Source organism: Methanosarcina sediminis (assembly GCF_052056915.1).
Classification (GTDB): Archaea; Halobacteriota; Methanosarcinia; order Methanosarcinales; family Methanosarcinaceae; genus MTP4.
Genome location: NZ_CP195119.1, coordinates 2007945 through 2033730 on the forward strand (window position 1 = coordinate 2007945; position 25786 = coordinate 2033730).

Annotated in this window: 20 protein-coding genes, 1 tRNA gene and 2 pseudogenes; 21 read left to right on the forward strand and 2 right to left on the reverse strand. The window is 46.8% G+C overall.

Going from position 1 to position 25786, the window contains the following annotated elements; translation table 11 throughout:
- Window positions 1-12 precede the first annotated feature (12 nt).
- The 8 genes and pseudogenes from mtaB to ACSAZK_RS08590 all read left to right on the forward strand — a co-directional run bounded on the left by mtaB (window position 13) and on the right by ACSAZK_RS08590 (window position 10379).
- On the forward strand, window positions 13-1398 hold the full coding sequence (mtaB, locus tag ACSAZK_RS08555) for a methanol--corrinoid protein co-methyltransferase MtaB (RefSeq protein WP_440956919.1): 1386 nt from the start codon (window positions 13-15) through the stop codon (window positions 1396-1398).
- Between the two features lie 51 nt (window positions 1399-1449).
- Entirely contained in the window at window positions 1450-2034 is a 585-nt protein-coding gene (locus tag ACSAZK_RS08560) for an acetate uptake transporter (RefSeq protein ID WP_440956920.1), read from the forward strand.
- Between the two features lie 498 nt (window positions 2035-2532).
- On the forward strand, window positions 2533-2679 hold the full coding sequence (locus tag ACSAZK_RS08565; protein ID WP_440956921.1) for a hypothetical protein: 147 nt from the start codon (window positions 2533-2535) through the stop codon (window positions 2677-2679).
- Between the two features lie 12 nt (window positions 2680-2691).
- Window positions 2692-3504: pseudogene (locus ACSAZK_RS08570) on the forward strand (cation diffusion facilitator family transporter); the annotation flags it as partial.
- 385 nt (window positions 3505-3889) lie between these two features.
- Window positions 3890-5896, forward strand: coding sequence for a hydantoinase/oxoprolinase N-terminal domain-containing protein (locus ACSAZK_RS08575; protein WP_440956922.1), 2007 nt, complete (start codon window positions 3890-3892; stop codon window positions 5894-5896).
- A 267-nt stretch (window positions 5897-6163) separates the two neighbouring features.
- A complete protein-coding gene (locus ACSAZK_RS08580) occupies window positions 6164-8095 on the forward strand; it encodes a hydantoinase/oxoprolinase N-terminal domain-containing protein (RefSeq protein WP_440956923.1) in 1932 nt (643 codons plus the stop codon).
- Between the two features lie 186 nt (window positions 8096-8281).
- On the forward strand, window positions 8282-9067 hold the full coding sequence (locus ACSAZK_RS08585; protein WP_440956924.1) for a helix-turn-helix transcriptional regulator: 786 nt from the start codon (window positions 8282-8284) through the stop codon (window positions 9065-9067).
- A 523-nt stretch (window positions 9068-9590) separates the two neighbouring features.
- Window positions 9591-10379 (forward strand): helix-turn-helix transcriptional regulator, encoded by a 789-nt coding sequence (locus ACSAZK_RS08590; RefSeq protein ID WP_440956925.1) that lies wholly within the window; start codon window positions 9591-9593, stop codon window positions 10377-10379.
- 40 nt (window positions 10380-10419) lie between these two features.
- On the opposite strand, the gene ACSAZK_RS08595 is transcribed toward ACSAZK_RS08590, so the two are convergent.
- Both ACSAZK_RS08595 and ACSAZK_RS08600 read right to left on the reverse strand, forming a co-directional pair.
- Window positions 10420-10830 (reverse strand): cell surface lipoprotein, encoded by a 411-nt coding sequence (locus tag ACSAZK_RS08595; protein WP_440956926.1) that lies wholly within the window; start codon window positions 10828-10830, stop codon window positions 10420-10422.
- Window positions 10831-11416: 586 nt separating this feature from the next.
- Window positions 11417-11488, reverse strand: a tRNA-Arg gene (locus tag ACSAZK_RS08600).
- 180 nt (window positions 11489-11668) lie between these two features.
- Here ACSAZK_RS08600 and ACSAZK_RS08605 point away from each other — a divergent pair.
- From ACSAZK_RS08605 to ACSAZK_RS08665, 13 genes and pseudogenes are all read left to right on the forward strand, one after another.
- Window positions 11669-12853: a redox-regulated ATPase YchF gene (locus ACSAZK_RS08605; protein ID WP_440956927.1), complete on the forward strand. Its 1185-nt coding sequence runs from the start codon at window positions 11669-11671 to the stop codon at window positions 12851-12853.
- Window positions 12854-12928: 75 nt separating this feature from the next.
- Entirely contained in the window at window positions 12929-13603 is a 675-nt protein-coding gene (locus ACSAZK_RS08610) for an undecaprenyl diphosphate synthase family protein (RefSeq protein WP_440956928.1), read from the forward strand.
- A gap of 18 nt (window positions 13604-13621) precedes the next feature.
- Window positions 13622-13804, forward strand: a pseudogene (locus ACSAZK_RS08615) (DUF5817 domain-containing protein); the annotation flags it as partial.
- Between the two features lie 201 nt (window positions 13805-14005).
- The gene (locus ACSAZK_RS08620) at window positions 14006-14140 is read left to right on the forward strand and encodes a hypothetical protein (RefSeq protein WP_440956929.1); all 135 of its coding nucleotides are present in this window, start codon (window positions 14006-14008) and stop codon (window positions 14138-14140) included.
- A 357-nt stretch (window positions 14141-14497) separates the two neighbouring features.
- Window positions 14498-15472 carry a DUF128 domain-containing protein gene (locus ACSAZK_RS08625; RefSeq protein ID WP_440956930.1) on the forward strand — a complete coding sequence of 325 codons (975 nt, stop codon included), beginning with the start codon at window positions 14498-14500 and terminating at the stop codon, window positions 15470-15472.
- Between the two features lie 31 nt (window positions 15473-15503).
- The gene (locus ACSAZK_RS08630) at window positions 15504-16166 is read left to right on the forward strand and encodes an MBL fold metallo-hydrolase (protein ID WP_440956931.1); all 663 of its coding nucleotides are present in this window, start codon (window positions 15504-15506) and stop codon (window positions 16164-16166) included.
- 570 nt (window positions 16167-16736) lie between these two features.
- A complete protein-coding gene (locus ACSAZK_RS08635) occupies window positions 16737-17480 on the forward strand; it encodes an ABC transporter ATP-binding protein (protein ID WP_440956932.1) in 744 nt (247 codons plus the stop codon).
- Window positions 17462-18685, forward strand: a complete 1224-nt coding sequence (locus tag ACSAZK_RS08640; RefSeq protein ID WP_440956933.1) for a SufB/SufD family protein — start codon at window positions 17462-17464, stop codon at window positions 18683-18685. The genes ACSAZK_RS08635 and ACSAZK_RS08640 overlap by 19 nt, the downstream gene beginning before the upstream one ends.
- A gap of 1187 nt (window positions 18686-19872) precedes the next feature.
- Complete coding sequence (locus ACSAZK_RS08645; RefSeq protein ID WP_440956934.1) at window positions 19873-23322, forward strand: BACON domain-containing protein; 3450 nt, start codon at window positions 19873-19875, stop codon at window positions 23320-23322.
- A gap of 377 nt (window positions 23323-23699) precedes the next feature.
- The gene (locus tag ACSAZK_RS08650) at window positions 23700-24059 is read left to right on the forward strand and encodes a helix-turn-helix domain-containing protein (protein ID WP_440956935.1); all 360 of its coding nucleotides are present in this window, start codon (window positions 23700-23702) and stop codon (window positions 24057-24059) included.
- A gap of 12 nt (window positions 24060-24071) precedes the next feature.
- Entirely contained in the window at window positions 24072-24245 is a 174-nt protein-coding gene (locus tag ACSAZK_RS08655) for a 4Fe-4S binding protein (protein WP_440956978.1), read from the forward strand.
- A gap of 288 nt (window positions 24246-24533) precedes the next feature.
- A complete protein-coding gene (locus ACSAZK_RS08660) occupies window positions 24534-24893 on the forward strand; it encodes a MarR family transcriptional regulator (protein ID WP_440956936.1) in 360 nt (119 codons plus the stop codon).
- Window positions 24894-24898: 5 nt separating this feature from the next.
- Window positions 24899-25516 (forward strand): 4Fe-4S binding protein, encoded by a 618-nt coding sequence (locus tag ACSAZK_RS08665; RefSeq protein ID WP_440956937.1) that lies wholly within the window; start codon window positions 24899-24901, stop codon window positions 25514-25516.
- The last annotated feature ends 270 nt before the right edge of the window (window positions 25517-25786 follow it).

A 25786-nucleotide genomic window follows, 5' to 3' on the forward strand; every position in this document is an offset into this window, starting at 1 on the left:
GAGGGAGCAAGAATGGTAAAGAAATACACTTCAATGGCTTATGCTAGCGCAGACGACATGCTTTTCGGGAACGCAAAATTCCCAGTAAAGGCAGGTCTCGGCCTTGAGATCGGTGCAGGCTACACAACCCCTGAAATTAACTATGCCCCCAGACCTCAGGCAGGCAAGTCCAAGGAAAAACTCATTAAGGAATACGAAAGGATCACCACTGACTCAATGGCAAGGATGGTCCAGATCGGTGCACCTTCAGTAGTGCTTGAAACCGAACACGTGGAACAGATGACCAACAACCCCGAATGGGGAGGCGCTGTTGCCCACGCTCAGAAGACCATCATGGAAGAGTACCACGATGAATACGGGATCAAGTGCGCACTTCGCCACACCCCCGGAGACATCCGTGAAGACCGTGACTATCTGAAACTCACCGGAGACAAGTTCGATCTCCTTATGGAATCCTTCGAGCAGGTTGCCCAGAACGGTGCAGACCTCCTGTCTGTCGAGAGTATGGGTGGTAAGGAAGTCTTCGACTACTCTATCCTGAGAAACGACACTGCAGGTATTCTCTTCGGTATCGGTGTACTTGGTTCCATGGACATGGAAACTGTCTGGACCGGCGTTGCGGACATCGCCAAGAAGAACGGCGTAGTTGCAGCCGGTGACACCGACTGTGCCCAGGCAAACACTGCAATGTTCATCGCCGGTGGTCTTCTGGACAAGAACCTTGCCCACACCATCGCAATCGTTGCAAGGACAATTGCAGCCGGAAGGTCCCTCTGTGCATACGAAGCAGGTGCAACCGGTCCGGGTAAGGACTGCGGATATGAAAACACCATCATCAAGTCCATCTCCGGTGTCCCGATCGCCCAGGAAGGTAAGAGCTCAACCTGTGCCCACTCCGATGTTATGGGTAACCTGGTCATGCAGTGCTGTGACCTCTGGTCCAACGAATCCGTGGAATACCACGGTGAATTCGGCGGTACAAGTGTCCAGTGCTGGGGAGAGTCCCTTGCATATGACTGTTCCCTCATGAACACAGCCCTTAAGGCCGGAAAGGCAAAAGGCCTCAGGGACCTGTTCACCCTCTCTGACAAGTACAGAGACCCACAGGGCTATGTGCTTGCCTACGACAATGCCTACAGAGTAGGAGAGGCAATTGCCAAGGACGGAAAAGACAACTACCTCCGTACCAAGAACGCAGCCGTCGAATGCTGCAACATTATCAACGAAGGTGTCGCATCCGGCAAGCTCAAACTCACAAGGTTCGAGATCAACGCCCTTGCAAAAGTCAAAGATGACCTTGATGCGCTCCCCGACGACGGCGACAAGTTCATGAGCGACTGCCTGACCAGATTCAAAGAAGAAGTTGCAGTTTTCCGTCCGGAAAACTACGGGCTTTAAGCCCTAAACTTCTTTTTTTTATTTTGGAAAAATGGCTTCAGGGGGATATTGATGACCGAAAACGAAGGAGTTGCAACTTTAATTATAGACAAGACCGCAAACCCTGCCCCTCTCGGGTTCACGGGCCTTGGCCTGTCTGCTGTCCTGTTGAGTTTGAGCTACATCGGGGTTTACCCGGTAGGATCCATGATCGTCTCCATGGCGATATTCTTAGGAGGTTTTGCACAGGTATTTGCAGGGATGATGGCCTGGAAAAAGGGCGATGTCTTTGCAGGAACTGCATTTTCGGCCTTCGGACTGTTCTGGTTCTCCCTTGCAGGACTTATAGTCATGCCTGCACTGGGCTGGGTTGAAACACCCTCTGCAACCGCAATGGCTGCATACCTCTTTATCTGGGGTGTCTACACCTTTGTCATGCTGATTGCTACAATGAAGATCGGAGTAAGGGCAATCCAGTTCGTCTTTGTTACATTATTTATATTGTTTATGTTGCTGGCGGTCGTTAACGCAACCGGAAGCACCGGACTGCTTGTAGTTGCCGGAATTGTTGGACTTATTATGGGCCTCGGAGCCCTTTACACTGCCCTTTCCATGGTACTGAATGAAATCTACGGAAAGACAGTTGCTCCAATCTGAAAATAAACAGCATACAATAGCATACCCCGGTTAAAAACGGAAAATGGCTTCAGACCGGGAAATATCAGACACGTTGTACAGACACGTCGAAACCCGAAAAAACCTCAAAGAAAAAACGGCATTAAGACCCTATCAATCCAACCGCAAAAAAAAGAACACAGGTCTCAAGATCTGTGTTTTCAATTTATTTGCAACTCTCTGAACCTAAAAATAAATACAATTCAAACCCTCTGAACCTGAAAATAAATACAATTCAAACCCTCTGAACCTGAAAATAAATACAATTCAAACCCTCTGAACCTGAAAACACCTGTTATTAATTTCAATTATCCTTTCTAAGCAAAAACCGTGCATCCTTTATGCAAATGGTTTATTTGCCAGCAATTCACTTCAACCCCACATTTTTAACAAATAATCACTCCCCACTACCCACCCGCTCAAGAAAGCTCCGCTTCACAAAGGAGGACTAATTAATTCAACGGACTGGTGCATTCCAAAATGAAAGCGGAAGTCACATTAAAAAAAGCAAAGGGCATGCCCGGCAAAGGCCTGCTCCTGAATCTGATGCTGACTATTTTCAAACTGGTCGCAGGATTTTTCGGGAACAGTACGGCACTCCTCGCGGATGCAGTCCGCTCTTTTTAGGATTTCACAGCCGGGGCCATGAAACTCCTGGACCACCGCATATCCCTCAAACCCGAAGACATGTCCCACAACTACGGACACGGGAAAGTTGCGACCCTCTATAAGGGGGCCTGGACAGCTATGCTGCTCCTAGCAGGGATTCAGATCCTCTCCCAGGGTACGGGAGAGCTTATTATACTAATAAAAGGTCAGGATCCCGCAAATCCGGGGATTTCTGCTTTTTTTGCGGCTGCTGTATCCCCTTTATCAAAGGGGGTCCTTCTGCGTTTAGGCGGGAAGGAAAACGTGAAGCTTTATCCCGGTGGCAGCAGGCCTGCAAAGTACCTATCCCTACGCGAGGAGATATTCTTCTCAGGATGCGTACTTCTCGGCATTGGATGCACTTTTCTCCCGGGGAGGGGATGGGCAGCCGCCGATTCCATTGCAGCAGTCTTCCTGAGTCTCTTCGTGCTGAAAGCCTCGGGTAGGGCTCTTTACGGAACTGCCGATGAGTTGATAGAAGCGTCCCTTGACGAGGAAAGCAACCTGAACATTAGGAAATTAATAAGCGAAACGGAAGGAGTCATATCCTGCCGCGGACTCAAGACCCGGAGAATCGGGAAAAACATTGCAATTAATGTTTCCATCAACGTTAAAGACTCCCTGAACATCAGGGAAGCAGCCGGAATCTCAAGCAGGGTGGAAGAGCGACTAAAAGCCGCTTATGGGGAAGAGACCTATACCCTGATAAAAGCGGAACCTGACCAGAGAAGGAACTGCCCCTTCAGAAAAATAAGCAGATTCCCCGAAAAGAGTATAGGGAAAAACTTAATATCCAAAAATTAATAATAATTATATTCACCGATTAAAATAATAAAATAGATATAATCGTGGGGAGAAACCACGATAATTATAGGAAGGAATTAAGAAAAAACTGGAGCCATAAGGGGAAAAACAGCATATTGAGCTCCATAAATACGCACATGTTTCCGGAACGGAACAAAGCTTAATAATCAATCGAAAAATAAAAAGAAGCATAAGAGTAAGCTGACTTCCGGCCTGAAGACCCGCCTGTTAGAAGAGAAAGCGTCGGTAATCTGCAAACCAATAATCTGCAAACAAGCAATCCGGAAATTAGCAATCCGGAAATTAGCAATCTGGAAATTAGCAATCCGGAGAAAGGGCAATAAATAAAATTAACAATCCAACTCATAAAAGAGGTTTATAAGAAATGCAATTCAGTCTGGGAATTGACGCAGGAGGGACCTATACAGATGCGGCCATCGTGAGGGATTCTGATGGAATGGTAGTCGCCTCCAGCAAAGCACTCACCACCTACCCCGATCCCCTCCCGGGAATGAAGAACGCAATTGACAACCTGGACCCGGGGTATCTCAAGGATATAAAACTGGTATCCGTTTCAACCACCCTTTCCACTAACACCATCCTGGAAAAAACCGGCTTTCCCGTTGGGCTGATCATGGTAGGGGACTACGTAATTCCCGAAGACCTTCCCAGCAACTATTGGATATCCGTGGATGGAGGACATAACAGCGATGGGGAAGAGTTGAAAGCCCTGGAAATGAAAGCCGTTGAAGAGTTTGCCCTGAAGGTAAAAGATAAGGTCTCGGCTTTTGCTGTTTCGTCTTATTTCAGCACCCGCAACCCGGAACACGAGCTCGCTGTCAAGAGGGCAGTGAAGGAACTCACGGGGCACCCTGTTGTCTGCGGCCACGAACTGTCCCAGGACCTCGGCGCCTATGAAAGGGCAGTTACCGCTTTTCTAAACGCCCAGCTAATCCCTATCACCCACAAATTCACAAGGTCCATCATCGAGGAGTGCGAAATCCGGGGAATCGAAGCAAATATGCTGATGTTGAAATGTGACGGCTCGGTAGTGGGAATCGAAGAAGCCCTGGAAAAACCCATCGAGACAATATTTTCCGGACCCGCTGCAAGCCTGGTAGGGGCATCTCACCTCAGCGGGCTTGCCACCTGCGCAGTAATCGACGTTGGAGGCACGAGTACGGATGTTGCAATGATGCAAAACGGACTCCCGGAACTCAGCAGTGCGGGAGCCGTCGTCGGGGGGTGGCAGACCCGCGTGAAAGCCATCCGTATGGAAACCTCGGCCACCGGAGGAGACAGCCACGTCTGGGTAAAGCACGAGAGGGTTCGTGTGGGCCCCCGCCGGGTTATCCCCCTCTGCAGGGCATCCGCAATGTACCCGGATTTCCTGGAAAAACTGAAAAAGAACAGGGTTTCCAAGAGCCATCTGGGCGAAAACGTCCAGGCAACCAAATTTTTCATAAGGACTGATTTCACGCCCATTGAATTGACGAAGAGGGAAAGAGAGGTCTACAGGCATATAAAGAAAGAACCCGTATCCTACGGCGACCTCATCGTGAACCTTCAAAAGAGGCCATCCGTTCTTGTCCTGGACTCCCTTATCCAGAAGAGGTTGATCCAGGCAATAGGCTTCACCCCCACAGACGCCCTGCACGTCCTGGGAGAATATACGGACTGGGATGTCGAAGCTTCAAAGGTTGGAGCATCCATGCTCGGAAGACTGCTAAAACAGGCCCCTGAAAAGTTCAGTATGGAAGTGAAGCAGAAGGTTGCGCTCAACATTGCCCAGGACCTCATTGCCTATCTCGTGGAAGGAATGCCCAGAAACGAAATTGATAGGGTGCTTTCGAACAGCCACTTTACACGCTTCAGGATAGAGATCCCGATCATCCTCCTGGGAGGACCCGTAGGGGCTTACGCCGAAGACATGAAAAAACTCATTGATGCCGATTTCAGGGTTCCGGAACATGCCGACGTCGGAAATGCCGTAGGAGCCCTTGTAGGGAAGGGAATCAAAAGGGTTGAGATTCTCATAAAAACAAAAGTTGTCCCGAAATCCGAAGAGCTGGCAGCTGACAGTTCAGAGGGATGCGCCGAAAGCGAGATTATAAGGGATACCCTGAACCAGGAAAAGAAAAACGTGTACATTGTCTTTTCCCCCCTGGGCAGGAAAAAATTCGAAAGACATCCCGAAGCCCAGGAATATGCAGAAAAAATCGGAAAGCAGCTTGTAATGGATTATATGCAAAATGCGGGACTTGGAAAAGAAGATATAAGGGTAGAAGTCAACAAAAAAAACCTTGCACCCAAAGGATGGACAGGCCCCCCCATGGAAACGAAGCTTGTTTACGTAGGTGTGGGAATTCCGAAAAATTCCATAGCAGGTTGAGAAAAAGGAATAAGATGTAAATAAGAAGCTAAATAAGAAGGAAAAATAAGAAGTTAAAATGAGAAGGCAAATAAAAAATTAAAACAAGAAGGAAAAACGAAGTTAAAATAAAACAAGAAGGAAAAATAAAAAAATTAAAACAAGAAGGAAAAACGAAGTTAAAATAAAAAGATAAATATATATCATTTGAATAAGAATTCCATGAATCCGTCTAAAAAAGAACTTAGATCGCCTGAGAAAGAAATGTAAAAATGAGGCTGTTTTAACATGCAATATAGTCTGGGTATTGACGCAGGTGGAACCTACACCGATGCAGTGATCTTAAGGGACTCCGACAGTAAGATCCTTGATTCCGGCAAAGCGCTTACCACCTATCCGGACCTGATGATAGGGATTCGAAATGCTATCGATAAGTTGGATCCGGAATACCTGAAGAAAGTCAAACTTGTATCTGTCTCCACAACCCTTTCAACCAATATAATCCTGGAAAAAGCAGGGTACCCTGTTGGCCTGATCCTTGTGGGAGATTACACTATCCCGAAAGAGCTTCCCGCCGAACACTGCATCGCCGTGAGAGGAGGGCATAATAGCAACGGAGAAGAACTTCACCCCCTTGACATCAACGAAGTGGAGCACTTTGCCCTGAGCCTGAAAAAGAAAGTGTCCGCATTTGCCGTTTCTTCCTATTTCAGCACCCGCAACCCGGACCATGAACTCAAGATAAAAGAAGTAATCCTTAAACTAACAGGACATCCCGTGGTCTGCGGACATGAGCTCTCCCAGGAACTGGGAGCTTACGAAAGGGCAGCAACCGCAGTACTGAACGCCCAGTTGATACCTATCACCTACCAGTTCATCCATTCCATAATTGCCGAAGTAAAGGGAAGGAAACTTGACGCAAAAGTGCTCATGCTGAAATGCGACGGCTCGGTCATAGACATCAAAGGAGCGAAACAGCGCCCGATAGAGACCATATTTTCAGGCCCCGCCGCAAGCATAATCGGGGCATCCCATCTCTCCGGACTGGACACCTGCGCCGTGATAGATGTGGGTGGGACCAGTACCGATGTATCTATTATAAAGAATGGGCTCCCTGAACTCTGTGAAAAAGGAGCAGTCGTAGGAGACTGGCAGACCAGAGTGAAGGCCATAAAGATGGAAACCTCCGCGAGCGGAGGAGACAGCCACGTATGGTTCATGAAATATACGAGGATAGGGCCAAAGAGAGTAATCCCCCTCTGCGTGGCTGCGGAACATTACCCGAATTTCAGGGAGAAACTGGAAAAGAACCCGGTTCCCCTGAGGACCATGCTCAATGAACACATCCAGCCCACAAAGTTTTTTGTACGGACCGGACAGATACCCATCGACCCCACGGAAAGTGAGGAAAAGTTACTTGAAGTTATGGGAGACGAACCCCTCTCAATTAATGAGATCCTGAACAAGATGAAAAGGTTCCCTTCCCCCTGCGTCCTTGATTCCCTAATAAACCAGAGAGTGATCCAGGCCATAGGCTTTACTCCTACCGATGCCCTCCACGTCCTCGGAGACTACACGGGATGGGACGTAGAAGCCGCCCAGATAGGAGCAAAGAAACTCGCCCGCTTTACACATATGGACCCCCATAGTTTCTGCAAGAAAATAAAGCAGGAGATCGCCAGGAACATGGCTTACAGCCTGATGTCCTTTATCATGGAAGGAAGAGGAAGGGACGGGATAAGAAAGATACTTGAAGGAGAAATTCCGGCCCAGTACAAGGTGAGCATTCCCGTAGTCTTGCTCGGAGGCCCCGTGAAAACCTATTATGGGGAACTTAAGAAGCTTATTGATGCGGATATCATAGTCCCCGAACATGCCCAGGTAGGCAACGCAGTGGGGGCTCTTGTCGGGAAGGGAATCAAGCGAGTGGAAATAATGATCAGGCCCGAAGCCATGGAAAACCCGGACCAGAATTTCCTGGTATTTTCCCCTGCAGGAAGGAAAAAATTCGACCACTATCGGGCAGCGGTAGAATATGCCCAGAAAACGGGAGAGGGACTGATCCAGAATTCGATGAAAAGTTTCGGACTTCCAGAAGGTTCAATAAAGATAGATACCAGCATAGAGTATCTCACTCCTCCTGAATGGAAACACACACCTATGGAGACAAAAATGACCTTTGTAGGGATCTGTGCGCCGGGGTATTCGGAAGATATGTAAGCTGCAGATTATGAAGAACGGAACACCATACTCGAAAAATTCACCTGACAGGCTCAGGGAAAACACTGGAATTTGAAAGGAAGGCGAAGAATCGGCCTGCTGCGCAAAAAGGCCGGTCTGGTATCACCAAAAAGCCGAAAAATCGGATGTAGATATTAGAAATTACAGCACAGGAAGTAAGGAGATATGGAATCTTCACTTGTTGATTTGGTTTTCCGCTCCGATAAAAGAAAAAACCTCCTCTTGTTACTGGAAAACGGGTCAAAAAATATTGACGACATCAAGAACGAACTGGATGTCACAGCCACGTCAATCCTCCCCCAGATCAAGAAACTGATAGATAGTGACCTGATTGTCCAGGAAGATAAGATGTACAGCCTTACCTTGCTGGGGGAGTTCATTGTCAAGAAAGTCAAGCCGCTGATCAGCGCCCTTGATGTTGTGGAACAGAACAGCGCATACTGGACAGGACATGACCTGAACGCAATTCCCCGTAACCTCCTGGAAAGGATCTCCGAACTAGAGGGCTGCGTCCTGATAGAGCCGGACCTGAACCATATTTACGAGCCAGCCCAGGAAATCATTGACAATATGGGAAACTCAAAGCGTGTGGCAACCTTTGCATCTTATTTCAACCCATCTTACCTGCCCCTGTACGTGGAACTCGGAAGAAAAGAAGTCGAACTTTCCCTTAACTTTACTCAGTCGGTCTGGGACCACCTCTCAAGCGAACATTACGACATGATAAAAGAAGTTATGGAAATGGAAAATGTGAGCCTATACGTTTCCAGGGAAGGGACAAAACCAACCGAAATAACAATTACCGATAAAATCATGCTACTCGGGCTCTTTGATAAAAACGGGAAATTCGACCAGCAGTTCGTAATGAGCGGTAAGCCCAGAGCCCTGCGCTGGGGCCAGGAATTGTATGACTATTTCAAGACCCTGTCCAAGCAGGTTAACAAGATATAACGTAGGACTCAATTGACTTACTAAATAAAAAGACCGAACATAGATCCAGAAAAGATCATATTAACCCCCATAATGGCATTAAAATCAAATAGTACCTTCTCGATTGATACTCTACTGCCAGCATTCGGAAAAAATATCAGAAACGTTACATAAAATGGCCTTTCCAGAAAACGTAAATAAAAAAGTAATGAAAAATAATTATATAATTTATAGTAGTAAGTATTGACGTAAATTAAAACTTCAAGCATGTCTTCAGTCCCAAACCCCCCTCTGAAGCTTCTACCTCAGCAGAAGTCGAGAGAGGACCCCAAAGTTTCTGTCCCACAGGAAGCAGAAGTCACGAGAGGATCCCAAAGCCCTCCGTCCCACAGGAAGCAGAAGTCGAGAGAGAAACCCAAAGCTTCTATCCCACCGGAAGCAAAAATACCGGAAATGGCAGGCAGGGACTGCAGAACTCGCAAGCACAGATATATAGACGGCCTTAAATATAAATAAGGTGATTTATAAGAGAGAGGGAATCTTAATGGAGTCATCATTACTGGACGTACTCTTTCTTTCGGAAAAAAGAAAAAGCCTCCTTCTATTGCTACTTGACGGGCCCAAGAACATTGAAGAAATAAAGAGCACGCTCAATGTCCGCTCGAGTCCGATAATGACCCAGATAAAAATTCTGATGAAGCATGACCTTATAGTTGAAAATAACAGGCTCTACAAACTGTCCAGTATAGGAGAAATCCTTGTCCCCAAAATGAAAACCATCCTCGAAACGTTCAATGTTTTTGATAAAAACCATGAGTACTGGGTAAACCAGGACATGAACTCCATCCCACCGGAGTTCCTGGACGAAATCGGAAAGCTCGGGGACTACATGGAGGTAAACCCCGATCGAAACCACGTTTTCGAATACCCGAAAGAAGTTGTGGACCACCTGGCAGAATCAGGGAAAGTGATGATCTCTTCCTCATTTTTCCTGCCAATCTACCCGTCTCTTTGCATAGAACTTGCCGCCAAGGGGACGGAAATTTCCCTAGTGTTTACGGAATACGTCTATGACAGGATGCTTAACGACTACAGGCGGGAACTTGAACACTTTCTGAACCTGAAATATACAAAACTCTACGTCTGCAACAACAATAACATGAAAATTGCCTCAAGCATCGTTACTGAAAAGTTCATGGCAATCTCCCTCTTTTGCAACAGCGGCATCTACTATAACCACAACCTGGTGAGTTTTGACGACAGCGCACTAAAATGGGGCAGAGACCTTTTCGACCACTACAAGAACGTGGCAAGGCCTATAACCAGGGTTTGAATCAGGCGCCGACAAAAATAAAGAACCTCTAAAAAGAGGTTCAGTTCACCGTGACTGTCATGTTCATAGCCGGGACATCTTCCACGGTAAAGCTGTAAATTCCGGCTTCATCAAAAGTATAACTGAAAGGAACGCTGTACTTAAGTTCCGTATTCGAGAACAGGTCATCTTCACTGACCAGCACATAAGTGCCCTGCTTCTTGTAACTCCACCAGGACACGGAATCTCCCCTCGAGATATCCAGTTCCGAAGGTTTCATGACCTCATAATACTCAAGACGGACAATATGATCTTCGGTAGGTCCGACAGGCAAGCTTTCATCCTGCCCCTCAACATCGGATTCCGACACCTCGGCTTCATCAGTCTCAACCGGCCCTGCATCCTCCTCCGCACAGCCGGAGATAAAGAGAGACGCAAGCACCAAAAACAAAACCAAAATTTTTGTATTCATAAGTATCCCCTGAATTCCATGGACTTTTTATACTTATTTTTGAAAGCTTTTTCTATGCTTGTATTTGAGAGCTTTTGCTACGCTTGTTTTTGAAAGATTTTGTATTCCCTGAATTTATTGATTCGTATAGATTCAAGTTTTTATGGATTCTATATGTCCTCACTCCTTATATTCAAGTATCCTTTTTTTCGATCCGGAACATGAGGTATGACGGTTGAAAGGGCCAGATTACCACCGATTTGTAACTGGAAACTTTAACACAAAATCCACTTGAACAAAAAGAAAAGAGAATCCCTGGTTGCGGAATAAAAAATCAAAAATCAGAAAAATCAAGCAAAAAGCAGGAAAATCAAGCAAAAAGCGTATCCTCTTCAAATTGAAGGGTAACTTTTCCAGATAAACAAATACATCGGTATATTAATCACAATGTAAACAGATATAATGGGTTGCATGGATGTGTTTTTCAAATATTCAAAATTTATTGACACATCTCAAATTGATGTAATTTACATTGCTACCATCTAATTTGAAGAGGATACCAAAAATCAGAAAAATCAAACAAGATCAAAAACAAAAAAGAAGTTAACGTCCCGACTGAGACTTGAACTCAGGTCTAAGGCTCCGCAGGCCTCAAGGATATCCGCTACCCTATCGGGACGCATAGTATACAGCGAGCACTCCTCCATAAGAACATTCAACGATATAAAGTTTATCGCCGGAACGCCGGGAATGGACTCCTGACCTTTCCAGAGATTTCAGAGTGGTTATCGGGAAAAACCTGTTTCCCTGACATCTCTACCAATAAAGATTAAATGCAACTAGCTCGTTTTTATAATTTATGTCGATGACTATAGGACTTGCAGGAAAACCCAATGCCGGGAAATCCACTTTTTTCAAAGCGGCTACCCTTGCAGATGTTGAAATTGCAAATTATCCATTCACAACCATCAATGCAAACCACGGCATCACCTACGTCCGGGCAGAATGCCCCTGCGGGGAGAAGGAAAAAACCTGCGGGAAATGCGTGGATGGGGTCAGGCTCGTCCCGATTGACATTATTGACGTGGCAGGGCTTGTGCCTGACGCCTGCAAAGGGAGAGGGCTCGGAAATACCTTCCTGGACGAACTCAGGCAAGCCCAGGCGATCATCCACGTTGTCGATGCCTCGGGAGGAACGGACTCCGAAGGCAACCCAGTGGAAATCGGAGAGCACGACCCCCTCGAAGACGTTACGTTCCTGAACCGGGAGATCACCATGTGGCTCTACGGAATTCTGGAACGGAGCTGGTTCAAGCTTTCCAGAAAGATCCAGGCCGAAGGGCTCAAGATAGAACTCGTGCTCGCCGAGCAACTGGCAGGAGCCGGGATCAATGAGTCACATGTGAATGCCGCGCTTATTGAAACAGGGCTTGCCCGGGTGGATCACGTGAAATGGAGCGAAGAGGACATGGTAAGGCTCTGTGATACCATGCGGGAAATAAGCAAACCTCTGCTAATTGCCGCAAATAAGGCAGACGTAGCTCCAAGGGATAACCTGGATAAGCTCGAAGAACTCGACAGGATTGTCGTGCCCACGAGTGCTGCCGCGGAACTTGCCCTTAAATCCGCCACCAAAAGCGGGGCAATCAAATACACCCCCGGAAACGGAAGCTTCGAGATAGTTGCCCAGGAGCTGACGACAGCTCAGAAAAAAGGGCTTGAAGCTATCAAAAAAGTGCTTGAGCACCTGGGCGGAAGCGGGGTTCAGGAATGCATCAACAGGGCAGTTTTCGAGCTGCTTGACCTGATAGTGGTCTATCCCGTAGAAGACGAAGGGAAATGGACCGACAAGAACGATAACATGCTTCCCGATGCCTACCTTATGAAAAAAGGTTCGACCTGCCACGACCTTGCCTACCAGATCCACACCGACATAGGAGACCGTTTCCTCTACGCCGTAGACGCGAGGACCAGACTCAGGTTAGGGGAAAAGCACGAGCTTAAAAACGGGGATGTAATCAAGATCGTATCCACCGCAAAGTAAAAGCCCGGAATAAAAACTGAAACTTAAACAGAGCCCTGAAACTTCTTGCATTATCCAAGGGAGGAGCTTTTCCAGATGAACCTGCTTTCATTCGGCTATCCTATATACGAGAGGTACCTGATCTGGCAGATATCCAAATACCCCTCAAAGGCCCCGAAACATGTAGCAGTAATTCTTAAGGAAACCGACCTTCTGGACTTGAAAAGTATGGAGAAACTCCAGCTGGCCCTCCTCGAATTCAGGAGATTCAAGGTAGACCTTGTGAGCATCTACGTGGACATCCTCAAGGATGACCTGGCATTAAAAACGGAGTTAATATCCGGAATCGCATCCAGGCTGGAAGAAAGCTTTTCGACGCTCCCACAGGGAACAGGATATGAAATATACGGGCAGGAAGGAGAAGTCACAACCCGGCGTGAAGGAAAAAACTTCTTTGTATACGTCTCTCTCGGCTTAGGAGGGAGAGAAGAAATAACCAGAGCGGTACTGGAAGTCCTGAAGGACGTGAAACAGGGCAGCGTCAGGCCCGAAGAAATTGATGAAAAACACCTGGAATCCCGCCTGCTTGTCAAACAAGAACCTGACATAATGATCCGTTCGGGAGGCCAGAAACTCTCGGATTTCCTGGTCTGGCAGTCCGTGTACTCGGAACTATATTTCACGGACGTCAACTGGAAGAAGGTCCGAAAAATAGACCTTCAGAGGGTTATAAGGGATTACCAGAAGCGGCAGAGAAGGTATGGGAGGTGAGAAAGCCTGGAATTCGGCATAAGTCCGGAAGAACTTCAGTACTCTGTTGTAGTCTGTCCCAGGTGCAGGGAACATGCCCAGATCATTGAGACCGGGAAAAAAACAGTAAGCTGCCAACACTGCGGAGCCCGCCTGCGGGCCAGGAAGCTCCGGGTCTTTTATTCTTCCGACGAGCTTGAAAAAGCCGTTGCTGCCAGGACCCGCCTGCAGGCAGAAATCTCGAGGGAAGGAGAAAAACTATTTACAGGGGACCTTTCTCAGGAAAGTGGAAATTCGGATTTCGGGACGGGAACCAAAAGAAAATCCTCCGGGAAACCTTCCGGAAGGCCTTCAAACCCCCTGACCGGAAAAAAAGATCCTCGAAAAGTAATTCTCGAAACCCTTGAAACAGCCGGAGGGGAGATGGAAATAGGAAAACTCCGGGAAAATGTCCTTGAAAAAGGCCTGGCCCCGGAAAAATTCGAAGAAACCCTCAAAAAGCTTCAGGAAACAGGAGAAGTTTATTCCCCTGCCAGAGGGGAGATAAAAATTGTGTAAGTTCTCATCCCTCAGAGAAATGTAAAAATTATGCAAGTTCTCATCCCTCAGAGAAATGTAAAAATTAGCCAGGTGTTCATTTCCGCAGGAAAGGGTAACTCCTGAAAAAAACCCTTACAAACCAGTAAAATTGTTTCGCACCGGTTAGGAAAAAATCTGTCTCCGGCGGCACAGGAGACAAACTTATTTAAGTACTAAAAGATTTACTATAATTGAATATTTAAGACCAGCGTTGAATCAAAATCAACAACATATTTGCATTTGCCTTTTCAAGAACATTTCCATATATTTCACAGTTTTTCTCGCGGAAACCCGCGAAGATCATGATTTTACATACAGGGTACAACGGTGTTTAACATGATGGATCCGCAAATAGAGCGAAAACTCATAGAGATAATGAGGGTAATTCACGAAAGTGACAAGCCCATAGGTGCCCGGGCCATAGCCGACGAACTGAACAACAGGGGCTATGACATAGGGGAGCGGGCAGTCCGCTACCACCTTAGGATCCTGGATGAGAGGGGTTTTACACGCAAGCACGGGTATGCCGGGCGAACGCTTACGGAACTCGGGGAAAGCGAGATGCACGACGCCCTTATAGGGGACCGTTTCGGTTTTGTGATATCCCGAATCGAGGAGATGGCGTTCAGGACCACTTACAACCCCGAGACTCACAAAGGGGATGTGGTAGTAAACGTTTCGTATTTTGACAAGGACGATTTCGAAACCGTCATTGACGTGCTTTCTTACACGTCCAATTCCGGGTACACGATAAGCTCTAGGGTCAAGATCTTTGAAGAGGAGACGGATACGGGAATCACCCTTCCTCCCGGGAAAATAGGGATTGCTACTGTCTGCAGCGTCACCTTCGACGGGCTCATGCTAAAAGCGGGAATACCTGTGGAACCTGCTTACGGAGGAGTCATGCAGATCGAAAACAACGCACCGGACCGCTTTCTGGATCTTATATCCTACAGCGGGACATCCATCGACCCGATAAAGGTCTTTATGACAAGGAAACCGACCTCGGTACTCGAAGTGCTTGAACACGGGAAAGGGAAAATCCTTGCCAACATGCGCCAGGTCAATTCTTCAGCATATGACAGTGTAAAGGAAATCATTGAAAAGGCAGAAAAAGCCGGGTTAAAAGGCTGCCTTCCTCCGGGAGACGTCGATGAGTTTCTATACGGGGCTCCCGTCGAGATAGGAAAGTTTGGAATTGCGGTGGTAGGCGGGATCAACGGGATCTGTGCCCTGGAAGAAACCGGGATAGAAATCGTCACCGACCCCATCTCAACAGTGCTGGAATACAGCAGCATGTCCGAACTCTGAGGTAAAAGAAAGATAGAAGAAGGGGAGAGAGATGCTCAGGCTGACCATAGTATACGACAACGAAGCAAAAACCGGATTCACCGGAAGCTGGGGTTTTGCAGCCCTTCTTGAAACAGAAGAAGAAACGCTCCTTTTTGACACCGGCTGGGACGGCGGGCTCCTTCTTGAAAACCTTAAAAAACTGGAAATCGACCCCACAAGCATCCGGAAACTTGTCCTGTCCCATCAGCACTGGGACCACATAGGCGGGGTGCCCGAAGTCCTCCGGGCAAGTCCCGGGCTTACGGTCTATGCCCCCACATCCTTTTCAAAAAACATCAAGGCTGAAATAGCAAAAAGGGCAAGCCTTATAGAGATTAGTGAAAGCCAGGAGATAATTCCCGGAGTCAGGAGTACCGGAGAACTGGGGGATAAAATCAAAGAACAGTCCCTTATCCTCGATTCCGGCAAGGAGCTTTATGTGCTGACAGGTTGTGCCCACCCCGGCCTTTCAGCTATCATGGACTCCGCCCTTAGCTTCGGAAAGGTAAAAGGGATCATCGGAGGCCTGCACGACAGCAAGGAGTTCGAAAGGCTTGAAGGGCTGGAACTTGTTGCAGCCGGGCACTGCACAACCCATAAAGAAGAAATAAAAAAGCTGTTCCAGGCAGAATATGTGGAAATCGGAGCCGGACTGCGCCTTGAATTGGAGTGAATAGTTCTTCGATCCCGGACACCCGAAATCCCCCTGTTCCTTCAGTACTTCCCCTGCTCCAAATTTTATACATCATATCCTTAGTAATTCCCCTGCTCCTTAGTAATTCCCCTGCTCCTTAGTAATTCCCCTGCTCCTCAATAATTCCCCTGCTCCTCAATAATTCCCCTGCTCCTCAATAATTCCCTGTTCTAAATTTTACAAACCTTCTTTACCTCTTACTTTTGAGTATCTAATACATTTTTCTCAACAAATCAATCCCTTGATTTTGCAGAGGGGATACAGGGGAAAACAGGAGATGCAGAAAACGTATAATAGAAATACGATGCCCTCTTAAAGTGATACAGGATTCTTGCGGGGAGATAGGAGAGTCGGACAAAGTAATTTTTATGTTGGGATTTCTTATGACCTTGCCTGCAGAGTTAAATTTCCATTGAATGATGCGCTTTGAATGACACGCGATTGTGTGGTTTAATGATGCGTTTTGAATGACGTGTTTTGAAAAATTATTATTCTGGAATGCGGAAGAAATTGGGAACCGTACCGGATGAAAATGAGGGAGAATTGCCGATGCTTAAAATAGAAAACCTGAGAGTAGAGGTCAACGGAAAAACACTTCTCCATGACGTCAACCTTGAAGTGGGGAAGGGATATACTAATGTTCTCTTCGGGCCTAACGGGGCAGGAAAATCCGCCCTGATGCGGACTATCATGGGCTTTAGCGAATACAAAGTCATGGAGGGCAGGATCCTGTTCAATGGGGAAGACATAACCCACCTTCCAGTAGACGAAAGGGCCCGGAAGGGACTCGGGATCATGACGCAGCGCCCACCCAACATGTCGGGGATAAAGCTCCGGGACCTTGTGTATACGGTAGCGAAAGGAGAAAAAAACCCGGAAACCCTTGCCGAAAACCTTGACATGCAGCGCTTCATGGACAGAGACGTGAACGTCGGCTTTTCGGGGGGAGAAATAAAGCGTTCCGAGCTCCTGCAGCTTGCAGCCCAGAACCCGAGCCTCTACCTCCTGGACGAGCCCGAGTCCGGAGTTGACCTTGTGAGCATAGGACATGTAGGAACGAAGATCAGGGAACTGCTGAACCAGGGGATCGAATGTCCCGGAGAACGCTGCAAGAAAGGAAAATCCGCCCTGATTATCACCCACACCGGCCAGATCCTGGACTACGTGCAGGCAGACAGGGGCTACATCCTCTGCAACGGGACGATCATGTGTTCGGGCAACCCCCTGGAAATGCTAGAAGAGATCAAGAAAAAAGGGTATGAGGAGTGTGTCAAATGCAAGCTGATGAGATAAACCTGAAGAAGAAAGCCGAAAGTGCAATTGGGAAAAAAGCGGCTTTCGGGGAAGATTTCGAGCTTGAGAAATTCGAGGAGGCTTCAAAGATTTCCAAGCCCATCGAAAACATGAAGGAACTGGATGAGGAAAGCCAGAGGACCCTTCTTCAGGTAGGAGTGCTCCCGAGCGAGGAAGGCCGTGCAGGCACCCTGCTAATGAAAGACAATGCAATCTCCCATACCTCCCTGAAAGATAAGAACATCGAACTCATGTCCACCCAGACAGCTCTGCAGAAGCACGAATGGCTCAAGGACTACGCCTGGAACCTCGTGGCCGTGGACGCGGACAAATACACGGCAAAGAGCTACCTGGAAGACGCGGACGGGTACTTCATCCGTGCGCCTGCAGGCAAAAAAACCGTATTTCCGATCCAGACCTGTCTCCTGCTGGGGAGCAAAAAAGTCTCCCAGACCGTGCACAACATAGTGGTCGTGGAAGAAGAAGCCCAGCTCGACATTATCACCGGCTGCACGACGCAGAAGGGAGTTGAGGAAGGGCTGCACCTGGGAATTTCCGAAATGTACGTAAAAAAAGGTGCCACCCTGAACTTCACCATGATCCATAACTGGGCCGAGAACATAGGGGTCCGCCCCAGGACTGTTGTCCACGTGGAAGAAGGAGGAACCTTTGTCAGCAACTATATCTGCCTTAAACCGGTGCGTTCGATCCAGTCTTTCCCAACGGTCAGGCTTGAAGGGAAAGGAGCCGTAACGAGGCTTAACACCATCGCAATCGCCCACCCGGGCTCGGAACTTGACCTGGGGAGCAGGGCAGTCTTCAATGCCCCGGGCACAAGGGCCGAACTAATCTCGAGGACAATCACCACAGGCGGGAAAGTGATTGCAAGAGGGGAAATGATAGGCAACGCCGTCGGCGCAAAAGGGCACCTGGAATGCCGGGGGCTAGTCCTGAGCAATAAAGGAAGCCAGAGGGCAATCCCCATCCTGGAAGCAAACGTGGATGATATAGAACTGACCCACGAAGCAGCTGTAGGAAAGATCGCCCAGGACCAGGTGGAATACCTTATGTCCCGGGGGCTTACCGAAGACGAGGCCGTGGGCATGATCGTTCGCGGTTTCCTGGACGTAGGTATAAAAGGCATCCCTGAGGAACTTAGAGGTGAAATAGAAGATACGATTACCCAGACGGCTCTCGGGATGTAAAACTCCCGGTACCTATCGACCTTATTTGAGAAAACAGACTTACTAACTTTTACTTACATTTTTTTGAAAAAAGTGTGGAAGCCGACAGGAAAAAGGATAAACCTGCCGGACTTTCTTTTGTGGAGTTTTGTGGAGTATTGTGGATTAAAATGAGACGAAGATGTGACTCTAAAGTAAGGTTTCCTTGTGGAGGAGAAACCTGAGAGAATGCACCGCTCATTTAACCGCAATTTGCAGATTGGAGAGGGGATATAAAAACTTATCTATGCCGGACAGATCGCGGGCAGTTATTTAGACAAAAGTGGAAAAATCACTGTGAATAAGACCCGAAATATCACAAAAAAGACAGCAACTGGACAGGATAGAATCCGAAGTTTTCCATAGAAGACTTACACCCCTCAAAGTAAAATTTTGCATATTCAAATAGATTTGATTTATTTTTATTGGTTATCGGTTATCGGTTAAGCTTCGAACTCCCGTCCCACCTCACATTTTATAATAAAGATCTTGTGAAGAAATACACAGGGAAACCCATTTTGAATATAAATATATAAATATGGAAATTTGGGAAAATTGTGCATTTACGTAAGATAGAATGCTTATTATATTTTTGAGATTTCCATGGTTAAATAAAAATTTCATGTTCAAGAGCCGTATTCAACAGAGAAAATAGAAAAACGATCAGAGTTTTGGATTTTTATAAAGTAGGGAAATGTATTACATCATCTTTTCTGAAAAAACAAGAAAGATTTATATCTAAAAGCGTCCTCGTCTATTTTACAGGATATTTATTAATAGTTTATGGGGCCAGCAAATTTTAGTATTGCAGTGTTAACTCTTTAGCCCCAAGCAGTTTCAATAAAACCCACAGAATAATAAAAATAATGTGACTTTGAATAAATATGGACATTTGTGCAATATGAATGAGGGGTTGTGATCAGATGCATAAGAAATCGAGAAATAAACAAAAGATGGGACTGGACATATTAAAAATAAGTATCATATTAATTTTAGCGATTTCACTTTTTTCATGGACAGTTTCGGCTGGAGACAACGGTGCAGAGGTTGTTATCCCGAATAATGATAGTGAGGAACCGGCAGTTGTACTGGTGGAGCTAACTGTTGAACAAACAGTACCGGACATTTCAGTAGATCCTGGATCTTTCAATTTCGAATTGAAGCAGTATATGAATGATACTCGGACCCTGACAATAGAAAACACTGGAAATGCTGAATTAAGCTTTGAAATAACAGACAGCGAAAGCGTAGCTCTGGCCCGGCTAAGTAGCAATGAATATCCTGCCAATTACTTTACAGAGTTTGCAAAAAGTGCGGCGGATACAAGAGAAGGGCGGCCCGTAATAGCAAACTGTGGCGGTTCAGATACGTTCGGATACCAATGGATTGACAGTGATGAACCGGGAGGGCCGATATTTGATTATATCGACATATCCGGCACCGGAACACCGGTAACGGGACTGACCGATGATAACCAGGTGGGACCGTTCCCGATAGGCTTCAACTTCCCGTTCTACGAGAATACTTACGCACAGTTCTACATCGCATCAAACGGTGTTATTGAGTTCGAAAATAACGGCATAAGCTTTAGCAACCAGCCGATCCCTGCCCCGGATGGTTACAACAATCTGATAGCCTGGTGCTGGGACGATCTGTATTGCCGTTCAGACTCCTATGTTTACTACGAATCGTTTGGAGACAAACTGGTGATACAGTTTGTGAACTATGGAGAATGGGGTAATATCGACGGAAGAGTCGATGCAGAAGTTATCATGTACCCTGATGGCAGCATTGTGTATCAATATGACAATTTCTCAAATGGCTTTGATACTGACGGATCAACTGTCGGAATTGAAAATGCTGACGGAACTGACGGTCTGGGAGTTGCTTTCAACACTCCGTATCTGCATGACGACCTAACAGTAGAATTCTACCCGGAAGAAGGCTGGCTCAGCGAATCACCCTTAAGCGGGACTGTTGCCCCGGGTAGCTCTATAGCAGTGAACGTGACTGTAAATACCTCCGACCTTGCTGCCGGAGACTACTCTGCAGAGATTATTATCTCGAATAATGATACTGATGAGGATAGGGTAGTTGTACCGGTGGAACTGACTGTTGAAGCAGCACCGCACATTTCAGTAGATCCGGGATCTTTCTATTTCGAATTGAAGCAGAATACGAACGGCAATCAGACCCTGACAATAGAAAACGCTGGCGGTGCTGAATTAAGCTTCGAAATAACTGACCGCAGCAACGAGACTACAAGCGATGAAAGCTGGCTCAGCGAATCGCCCGTAAGCGGGACAGTCGCCTCTGGCAGTTCTATAGCGGTGAATGTGACTGTGAATACCTCCGACCTTCATGCCGGAGACTACTCTGCAGAGATTGTTATTTCAAATAATGATAGTGAGGATCCGGTAGTTGTACCGGTGGAGCTGACTGTTGAAGGAGTACCGGATATTTCAGTAAATCCTGAATCTTTCTATTTCGAACTGCAGCAGTCTATGATTGGCACACAAACCCTGAGAATAGAAAACACTGGCGAAGGGGCATTATACTTCAGAATAATGGACAGCGAAAACGAGGCTATGGTTCAGGACTTAACGATACAGATTCCTGCCAGCACCGGTCAAAACGATGAAGGGATTACCACAGCGTCGGCTTTTGCAGCAGACATATCAGGACATGAAACCCGGACCATAGAACTAGAAGATGTCAGGATCTCCGGCGAGCCGATAGATGTACTACTAGTTGGGGCAGATTACAGTGCTGATTCGCTTACATCCATCCTGACGAGTTTCCCTGACATCGGAACGGTGAACTTCTTCGATGCTGCCTCCGGAACTCCAACTCTTGCCGAACTCCAGCAGTATGATGTTGCAATAGTATGGAGTAATACCTATTATTACGACAAAGTAGCACTCGGTGATGTACTGGCAGATTATGTTGATTGCGGCGGAAACGTGATTATCCAGGTAGGTTCCTGGTATGGACCTGACTTTGGCCTCCAGGGACGGATAATATCAGAAGGATACAGCCCATTTGTACAGGACGGGGTTAATGGCAATCACTATTCAACTGCTTCTCTTGGCCTGTATAATGCATCTCACTCCATAATGGCTGATGTGAATTCCGTGTCTGACGTATACCGGGATAGTGTTGTACTTACCACGGGAGCCGAACTGGTAGCTGAATGGGACGACGGAGAGGAATTTATTGCCACAAAGGGCCCGGTGGTCGGGATCAACTCATGGCCTGGTGACGGACATCCATGGACAGGAGATTACCCGATAATTATCCATAACACGGTTTTATGGGTTATCTACAATGATAGTGCACCCTGGCTCAGCGAATCGCCATTTAGTGCTACGGTTGCCCCGGGAAGTTCCCTGACAGTGGACGTGGCTGCAAATACCACCGACCTTGAAATCGGGAACTACTCTGCAGAGATCGTCATCTCAAACAACGATCCTGATGATAGCCCCGTAGTTGTACCGGTGAATCTGACGGTGACCGACTTCCCCACGGTGACAATAAACTCCCCGGCAGAAGGCCAGGAAGTCAGCTTTGTAGACAATATCGTAAACGGAACAGTGGTAGAAGCGGACTTCGAATCAGCCACCCTGGTCGTGAAGGACGGTGCAGGCTTTGTAGTGAGCAAGTATGACCTCAGCCTCACGGATGACAGCTTTAGAGAACGCGTGGAATATGCTCCTGACCAGGAAAACACCCTTGAATTAACCGCATACGATGTGGCAGGCAATTCATACATGATTTCAAGGACGGTATACGTCAAAAATAATACAGTTCAGAACGAAACACCCGATGTCATAGAGGGCGTGCCGGTGCTAATTGACGCTGTCAATGAAACTGACACCTTTGTAAAATTTGTTTCAGATGTTAATGCAAGTGATGTGACTTTCACAGTGACTGCGATAACAAATAAAACCGACCTTGACGAATTAAACGGTTCGGGCCAGGCATACGGGGAAATCGCCCTTGAAAGAATTGTTGAGGTAAATGTCACCGGAGGAATTGATGGTTCTAACGAGTCCCAGGTCCGGAATGTACGTATATCTCTCTACTATGACATGAATGACCTTGACCTGAATGGAGACGGAGTTATAGGAGCGGGAGACCTTGATGAAAACAAGCTGTTCGTTTACTGGTATAATGAAACGAGCGGGAACTGGACAAAGCTCCTGAAAGATAATCCGGACTGGGTGCTTGATTTCGGCAGGACTCCGATAAACGGTGATGAACCCGGGTGCGTGTGGGTAGAGGTAGAACACTTAAGCATCTATGGGATAGCAGGATCTAAAATTGAAGATAAGGTTGAAACCTCAAAGAGCGGCGGAGGGTCCGGCACAGGCAGTGCCACCATTATCCCCAGGCCTGAAAAGCAGGATGAAAAGATTGAAATCGAACCCCTGCCCGGGGAAGTGGGAGAAGGTTCGGAAGAACTGGAAATTGTGGAAGAGAGTGCTCCCGGAGCAGAGGCAGCAAAGAATACTTCCGCGGAAGAGCAAAACGAAAGTTCCCCCGGATTCGGGTCAGTACTTGCAGCATCAGGACTGGCTGTTTCAGCCGTTTGTTTGAGAAGGCGGATGCTTAAATAAGAAGCATTTCTGCCTTTTCTTTTTTATTGACTCCTTTCCTAGCTTTCTTTTTAAAGAGGATACAGACCTGCGTTCTTTATAACCATTATTCTGCAATATTTTTTTGTTGTCTTTTTTTGAAAAACAATATCTTCAGGTAGGACCTCTTCTAGTAGGATCTCGGCTGATAGACCCATGTAAACCCCTGTAAAATTTCATTCCTGCATTACAGGGTAAGAATTCCTTACCCGCCAGCATATAAATATCGCAGTTAATATACAACAGTACTGCAATAGTTTTGAGGCAACGCGGTCAACTACTCCTGGGATAATACTCAGAAATATCCGATTGAGGTACATGAGATCCTGCTTAGTACATATGATCCTGCTGAGGTACTTATGATAGATTTTGCATGTAAGGAATTCAAGGTAGAAGACGTGATCAAATGCGCCCTGAACCTTACCAGGGCCGACCTGAAGGTATTGAAGCATTTCTTAAACGAGACCGAACACTGGTTTGACACCGATACCCTTTCAAAGGCCCTGAAACTCGACATCTCCACGGTCCAGCGTTCGGTGAAAAAACTGCACGAAAAAGAAATCCTGCAAAGGTCCCAGCAAAACCTGGACGGTGGAGGCTACGTCTTCATCTACAGAGTCCACTCCAGGACAAAAATCAAAAATATCATTATGGACGTTGTCCGGACCTGGGCCGAGAGGCTCGGGCAGGAACTGGAAGAATGGGAAAGCGGGGGTTGAGACTTGCTAAAAATGACCCCATGCCTGGGAATCCTGGTCCTGATAGTGTCCATAGGGGGGCTCTGGTACCCTGTCCTCGGGGATTTCATGTTAATCGTCTTTGCCGCCATCTTCCTGATAAGCCCCTTCAGAGGCCGCTGGTTTTGCGGAAACCTTTGCCTCAGGGGAAGCCTTGAGGACTTCTGAGTCAGAAAGGTATTCAACGAAAAGAAAAATCCCAGAGGTGTAGGAGTTTCTGGCTGTGGGTACCCATCTTCCTGATGCTCATGGGTCTCATGAGAAGGGACAACTTATAATTCGCCTGTTTTTGATATTAGGGCTCCCACGGCCTGAAATATTTCCATCTCAGGAGTGCACACCTGAACAAAAAAAAGTACAGAACTTCTGTTTTTTGACGGCATAATTCCGTACTTCTCAGCGTTTATATAAGGCTGCAGATATAATACAGTACTGCAACATTTGAGAGGTCGTGCAATGATAGACTTTGCCTGTAAAGAATTCAAGGTAGAAGACGTAATCAAATGCGCCCTGAGCCTTACCAGGGCTGACCTGAAGGTATTGAAGCATTTCTTAAACGATACCGAACACTGGTTTGACACTGACACTCTTTCAAAAGCCCTTGAGCTTGACATCTCCACTGTCCAGCGTTCCGTGAAAAAGCTGTACGAAAAAGAGATTCTTCAGAGATCTCAGCAGAACCTGGACGGCGGAGGCTATGTATTCATCTACAAAATTCACTCCAGAACTAAAATAAAAAACATAATCATGAACGTTGTCCAGACCTGGGCCGAAAGGCTAGGGCAAGAACTGGAACAATGGGAAAACAGAGGTTGATAAATGTGCTTAAAATAACACCTTATCTGGGGATTCTTGTCCTCATCGTGTCCATAGGAGGACTCTGGTACCCTGCACTCGGATATTTCATGCTGTTAGTCTTTGCCGCCATCTTCCTTATAAGTCCCTTTAGAGGCCGCTGGTTCTGCGGAAACCTATGCCCCAGAGGCAGTCTTGTCGATTTCTGGATTTCAAAAATCTCTAAAAAAGAAAAGATTCCTGCCGTATTCAGAAGTTTCTGGCTGAGGATTCCGGTCTTTTTCCTGCTCATGGGCTTCATGGGCTACAGGGTCATGAGCGTCATAGGGACCCTGAATATGTTTGAAAAAATAGGCATGATCCTCGTGACCATGTGCATTGTAACCACAGTGATTGCAGTCATCTTTGGCACCTTCCTGAGCCCGCGGGCCTGGTGTACTTTCTGTCCGATGGGCACAGCCCAGAACCTGCTCGGAGGCAAGAAATACCAGTTGCAGGTCAAACAGGAAAACTGCATCAGCTGCAAAAAATGTGAAAAAGTCTGCCCGATGCAGCTCGACGTCTGCAACAGCGAAGCAATGTCCGACTGTATCAAGTGCGGACGCTGCGTGGAAGCCTGTCCAAAAGACGCTCTGCATTTCTGAGCATTTTTATTTTAGACCGATTCCAATTTTTAGTCATTCAAATTCAATTTTTCTTTTTTTAATTCAACTTTTCTTTTTTTAATTCAATTTTTAGTTTTTCCAATTTCAAAACCGGGATAAAAATATAATTTTCTGTAAATATTTATAATCAATTAACACAATATAGAATATGGGGAACCCGGAAACACCATATTGATCAGATCTGACTTATTAATCAGGTCTGACTTTTTGCCAACTGGATATGCCTTTATGCCAGTCAGAGATGAATTA

Excerpts from the sequence above, each read along its gene's own strand:
- ACSAZK_RS08630 (WP_440956931.1), top strand. The coding sequence starts at position 15,504 with ATGCTCAGGCTGACCATAGTATACGACAACGAAGCAAAAACCGGATTC.
- ACSAZK_RS08560 (WP_440956920.1), top strand. The coding sequence starts at position 1,450 with ATGACCGAAAACGAAGGAGTTGCAACTTTAATTATAGACAAGACCGCA.
- ACSAZK_RS08650 (WP_440956935.1), top strand. The coding sequence starts at position 23,700 with ATGATAGATTTTGCATGTAAGGAATTCAAGGTAGAAGACGTGATCAAA.
- ACSAZK_RS08580 (WP_440956923.1), top strand. The coding sequence starts at position 6,164 with ATGCAATATAGTCTGGGTATTGACGCAGGTGGAACCTACACCGATGCA.
- ACSAZK_RS08625 (WP_440956930.1), top strand. The coding sequence starts at position 14,498 with ATGATGGATCCGCAAATAGAGCGAAAACTCATAGAGATAATGAGGGTA.
- ACSAZK_RS08575 (WP_440956922.1), top strand. The coding sequence starts at position 3,890 with ATGCAATTCAGTCTGGGAATTGACGCAGGAGGGACCTATACAGATGCG.
- ACSAZK_RS08655 (WP_440956978.1), top strand. The coding sequence starts at position 24,072 with ATGACCCCATGCCTGGGAATCCTGGTCCTGATAGTGTCCATAGGGGGG.
- ACSAZK_RS08640 (WP_440956933.1), top strand. The coding sequence starts at position 17,462 with ATGCAAGCTGATGAGATAAACCTGAAGAAGAAAGCCGAAAGTGCAATT.
- ACSAZK_RS08595 (WP_440956926.1), bottom strand. The coding sequence starts at position 10,830 with ATGAATACAAAAATTTTGGTTTTGTTTTTGGTGCTTGCGTCTCTCTTT.
- mtaB (WP_440956919.1), top strand. The coding sequence starts at position 13 with ATGGTAAAGAAATACACTTCAATGGCTTATGCTAGCGCAGACGACATG.
- ACSAZK_RS08610 (WP_440956928.1), top strand. The coding sequence starts at position 12,929 with ATGAACCTGCTTTCATTCGGCTATCCTATATACGAGAGGTACCTGATC.
- ACSAZK_RS08620 (WP_440956929.1), top strand. The coding sequence starts at position 14,006 with ATGGAAATAGGAAAACTCCGGGAAAATGTCCTTGAAAAAGGCCTGGCC.
- ACSAZK_RS08605 (WP_440956927.1), top strand. The coding sequence starts at position 11,669 with ATGTCGATGACTATAGGACTTGCAGGAAAACCCAATGCCGGGAAATCC.
- ACSAZK_RS08565 (WP_440956921.1), top strand. The coding sequence starts at position 2,533 with ATGAAAGCGGAAGTCACATTAAAAAAAGCAAAGGGCATGCCCGGCAAA.
- ACSAZK_RS08635 (WP_440956932.1), top strand. The coding sequence starts at position 16,737 with ATGCTTAAAATAGAAAACCTGAGAGTAGAGGTCAACGGAAAAACACTT.
- ACSAZK_RS08645 (WP_440956934.1), top strand. The coding sequence starts at position 19,873 with ATGAATGATACTCGGACCCTGACAATAGAAAACACTGGAAATGCTGAA.
- ACSAZK_RS08585 (WP_440956924.1), top strand. The coding sequence starts at position 8,282 with ATGGAATCTTCACTTGTTGATTTGGTTTTCCGCTCCGATAAAAGAAAA.
- ACSAZK_RS08660 (WP_440956936.1), top strand. The coding sequence starts at position 24,534 with ATGATAGACTTTGCCTGTAAAGAATTCAAGGTAGAAGACGTAATCAAA.
- ACSAZK_RS08590 (WP_440956925.1), top strand. The coding sequence starts at position 9,591 with ATGGAGTCATCATTACTGGACGTACTCTTTCTTTCGGAAAAAAGAAAA.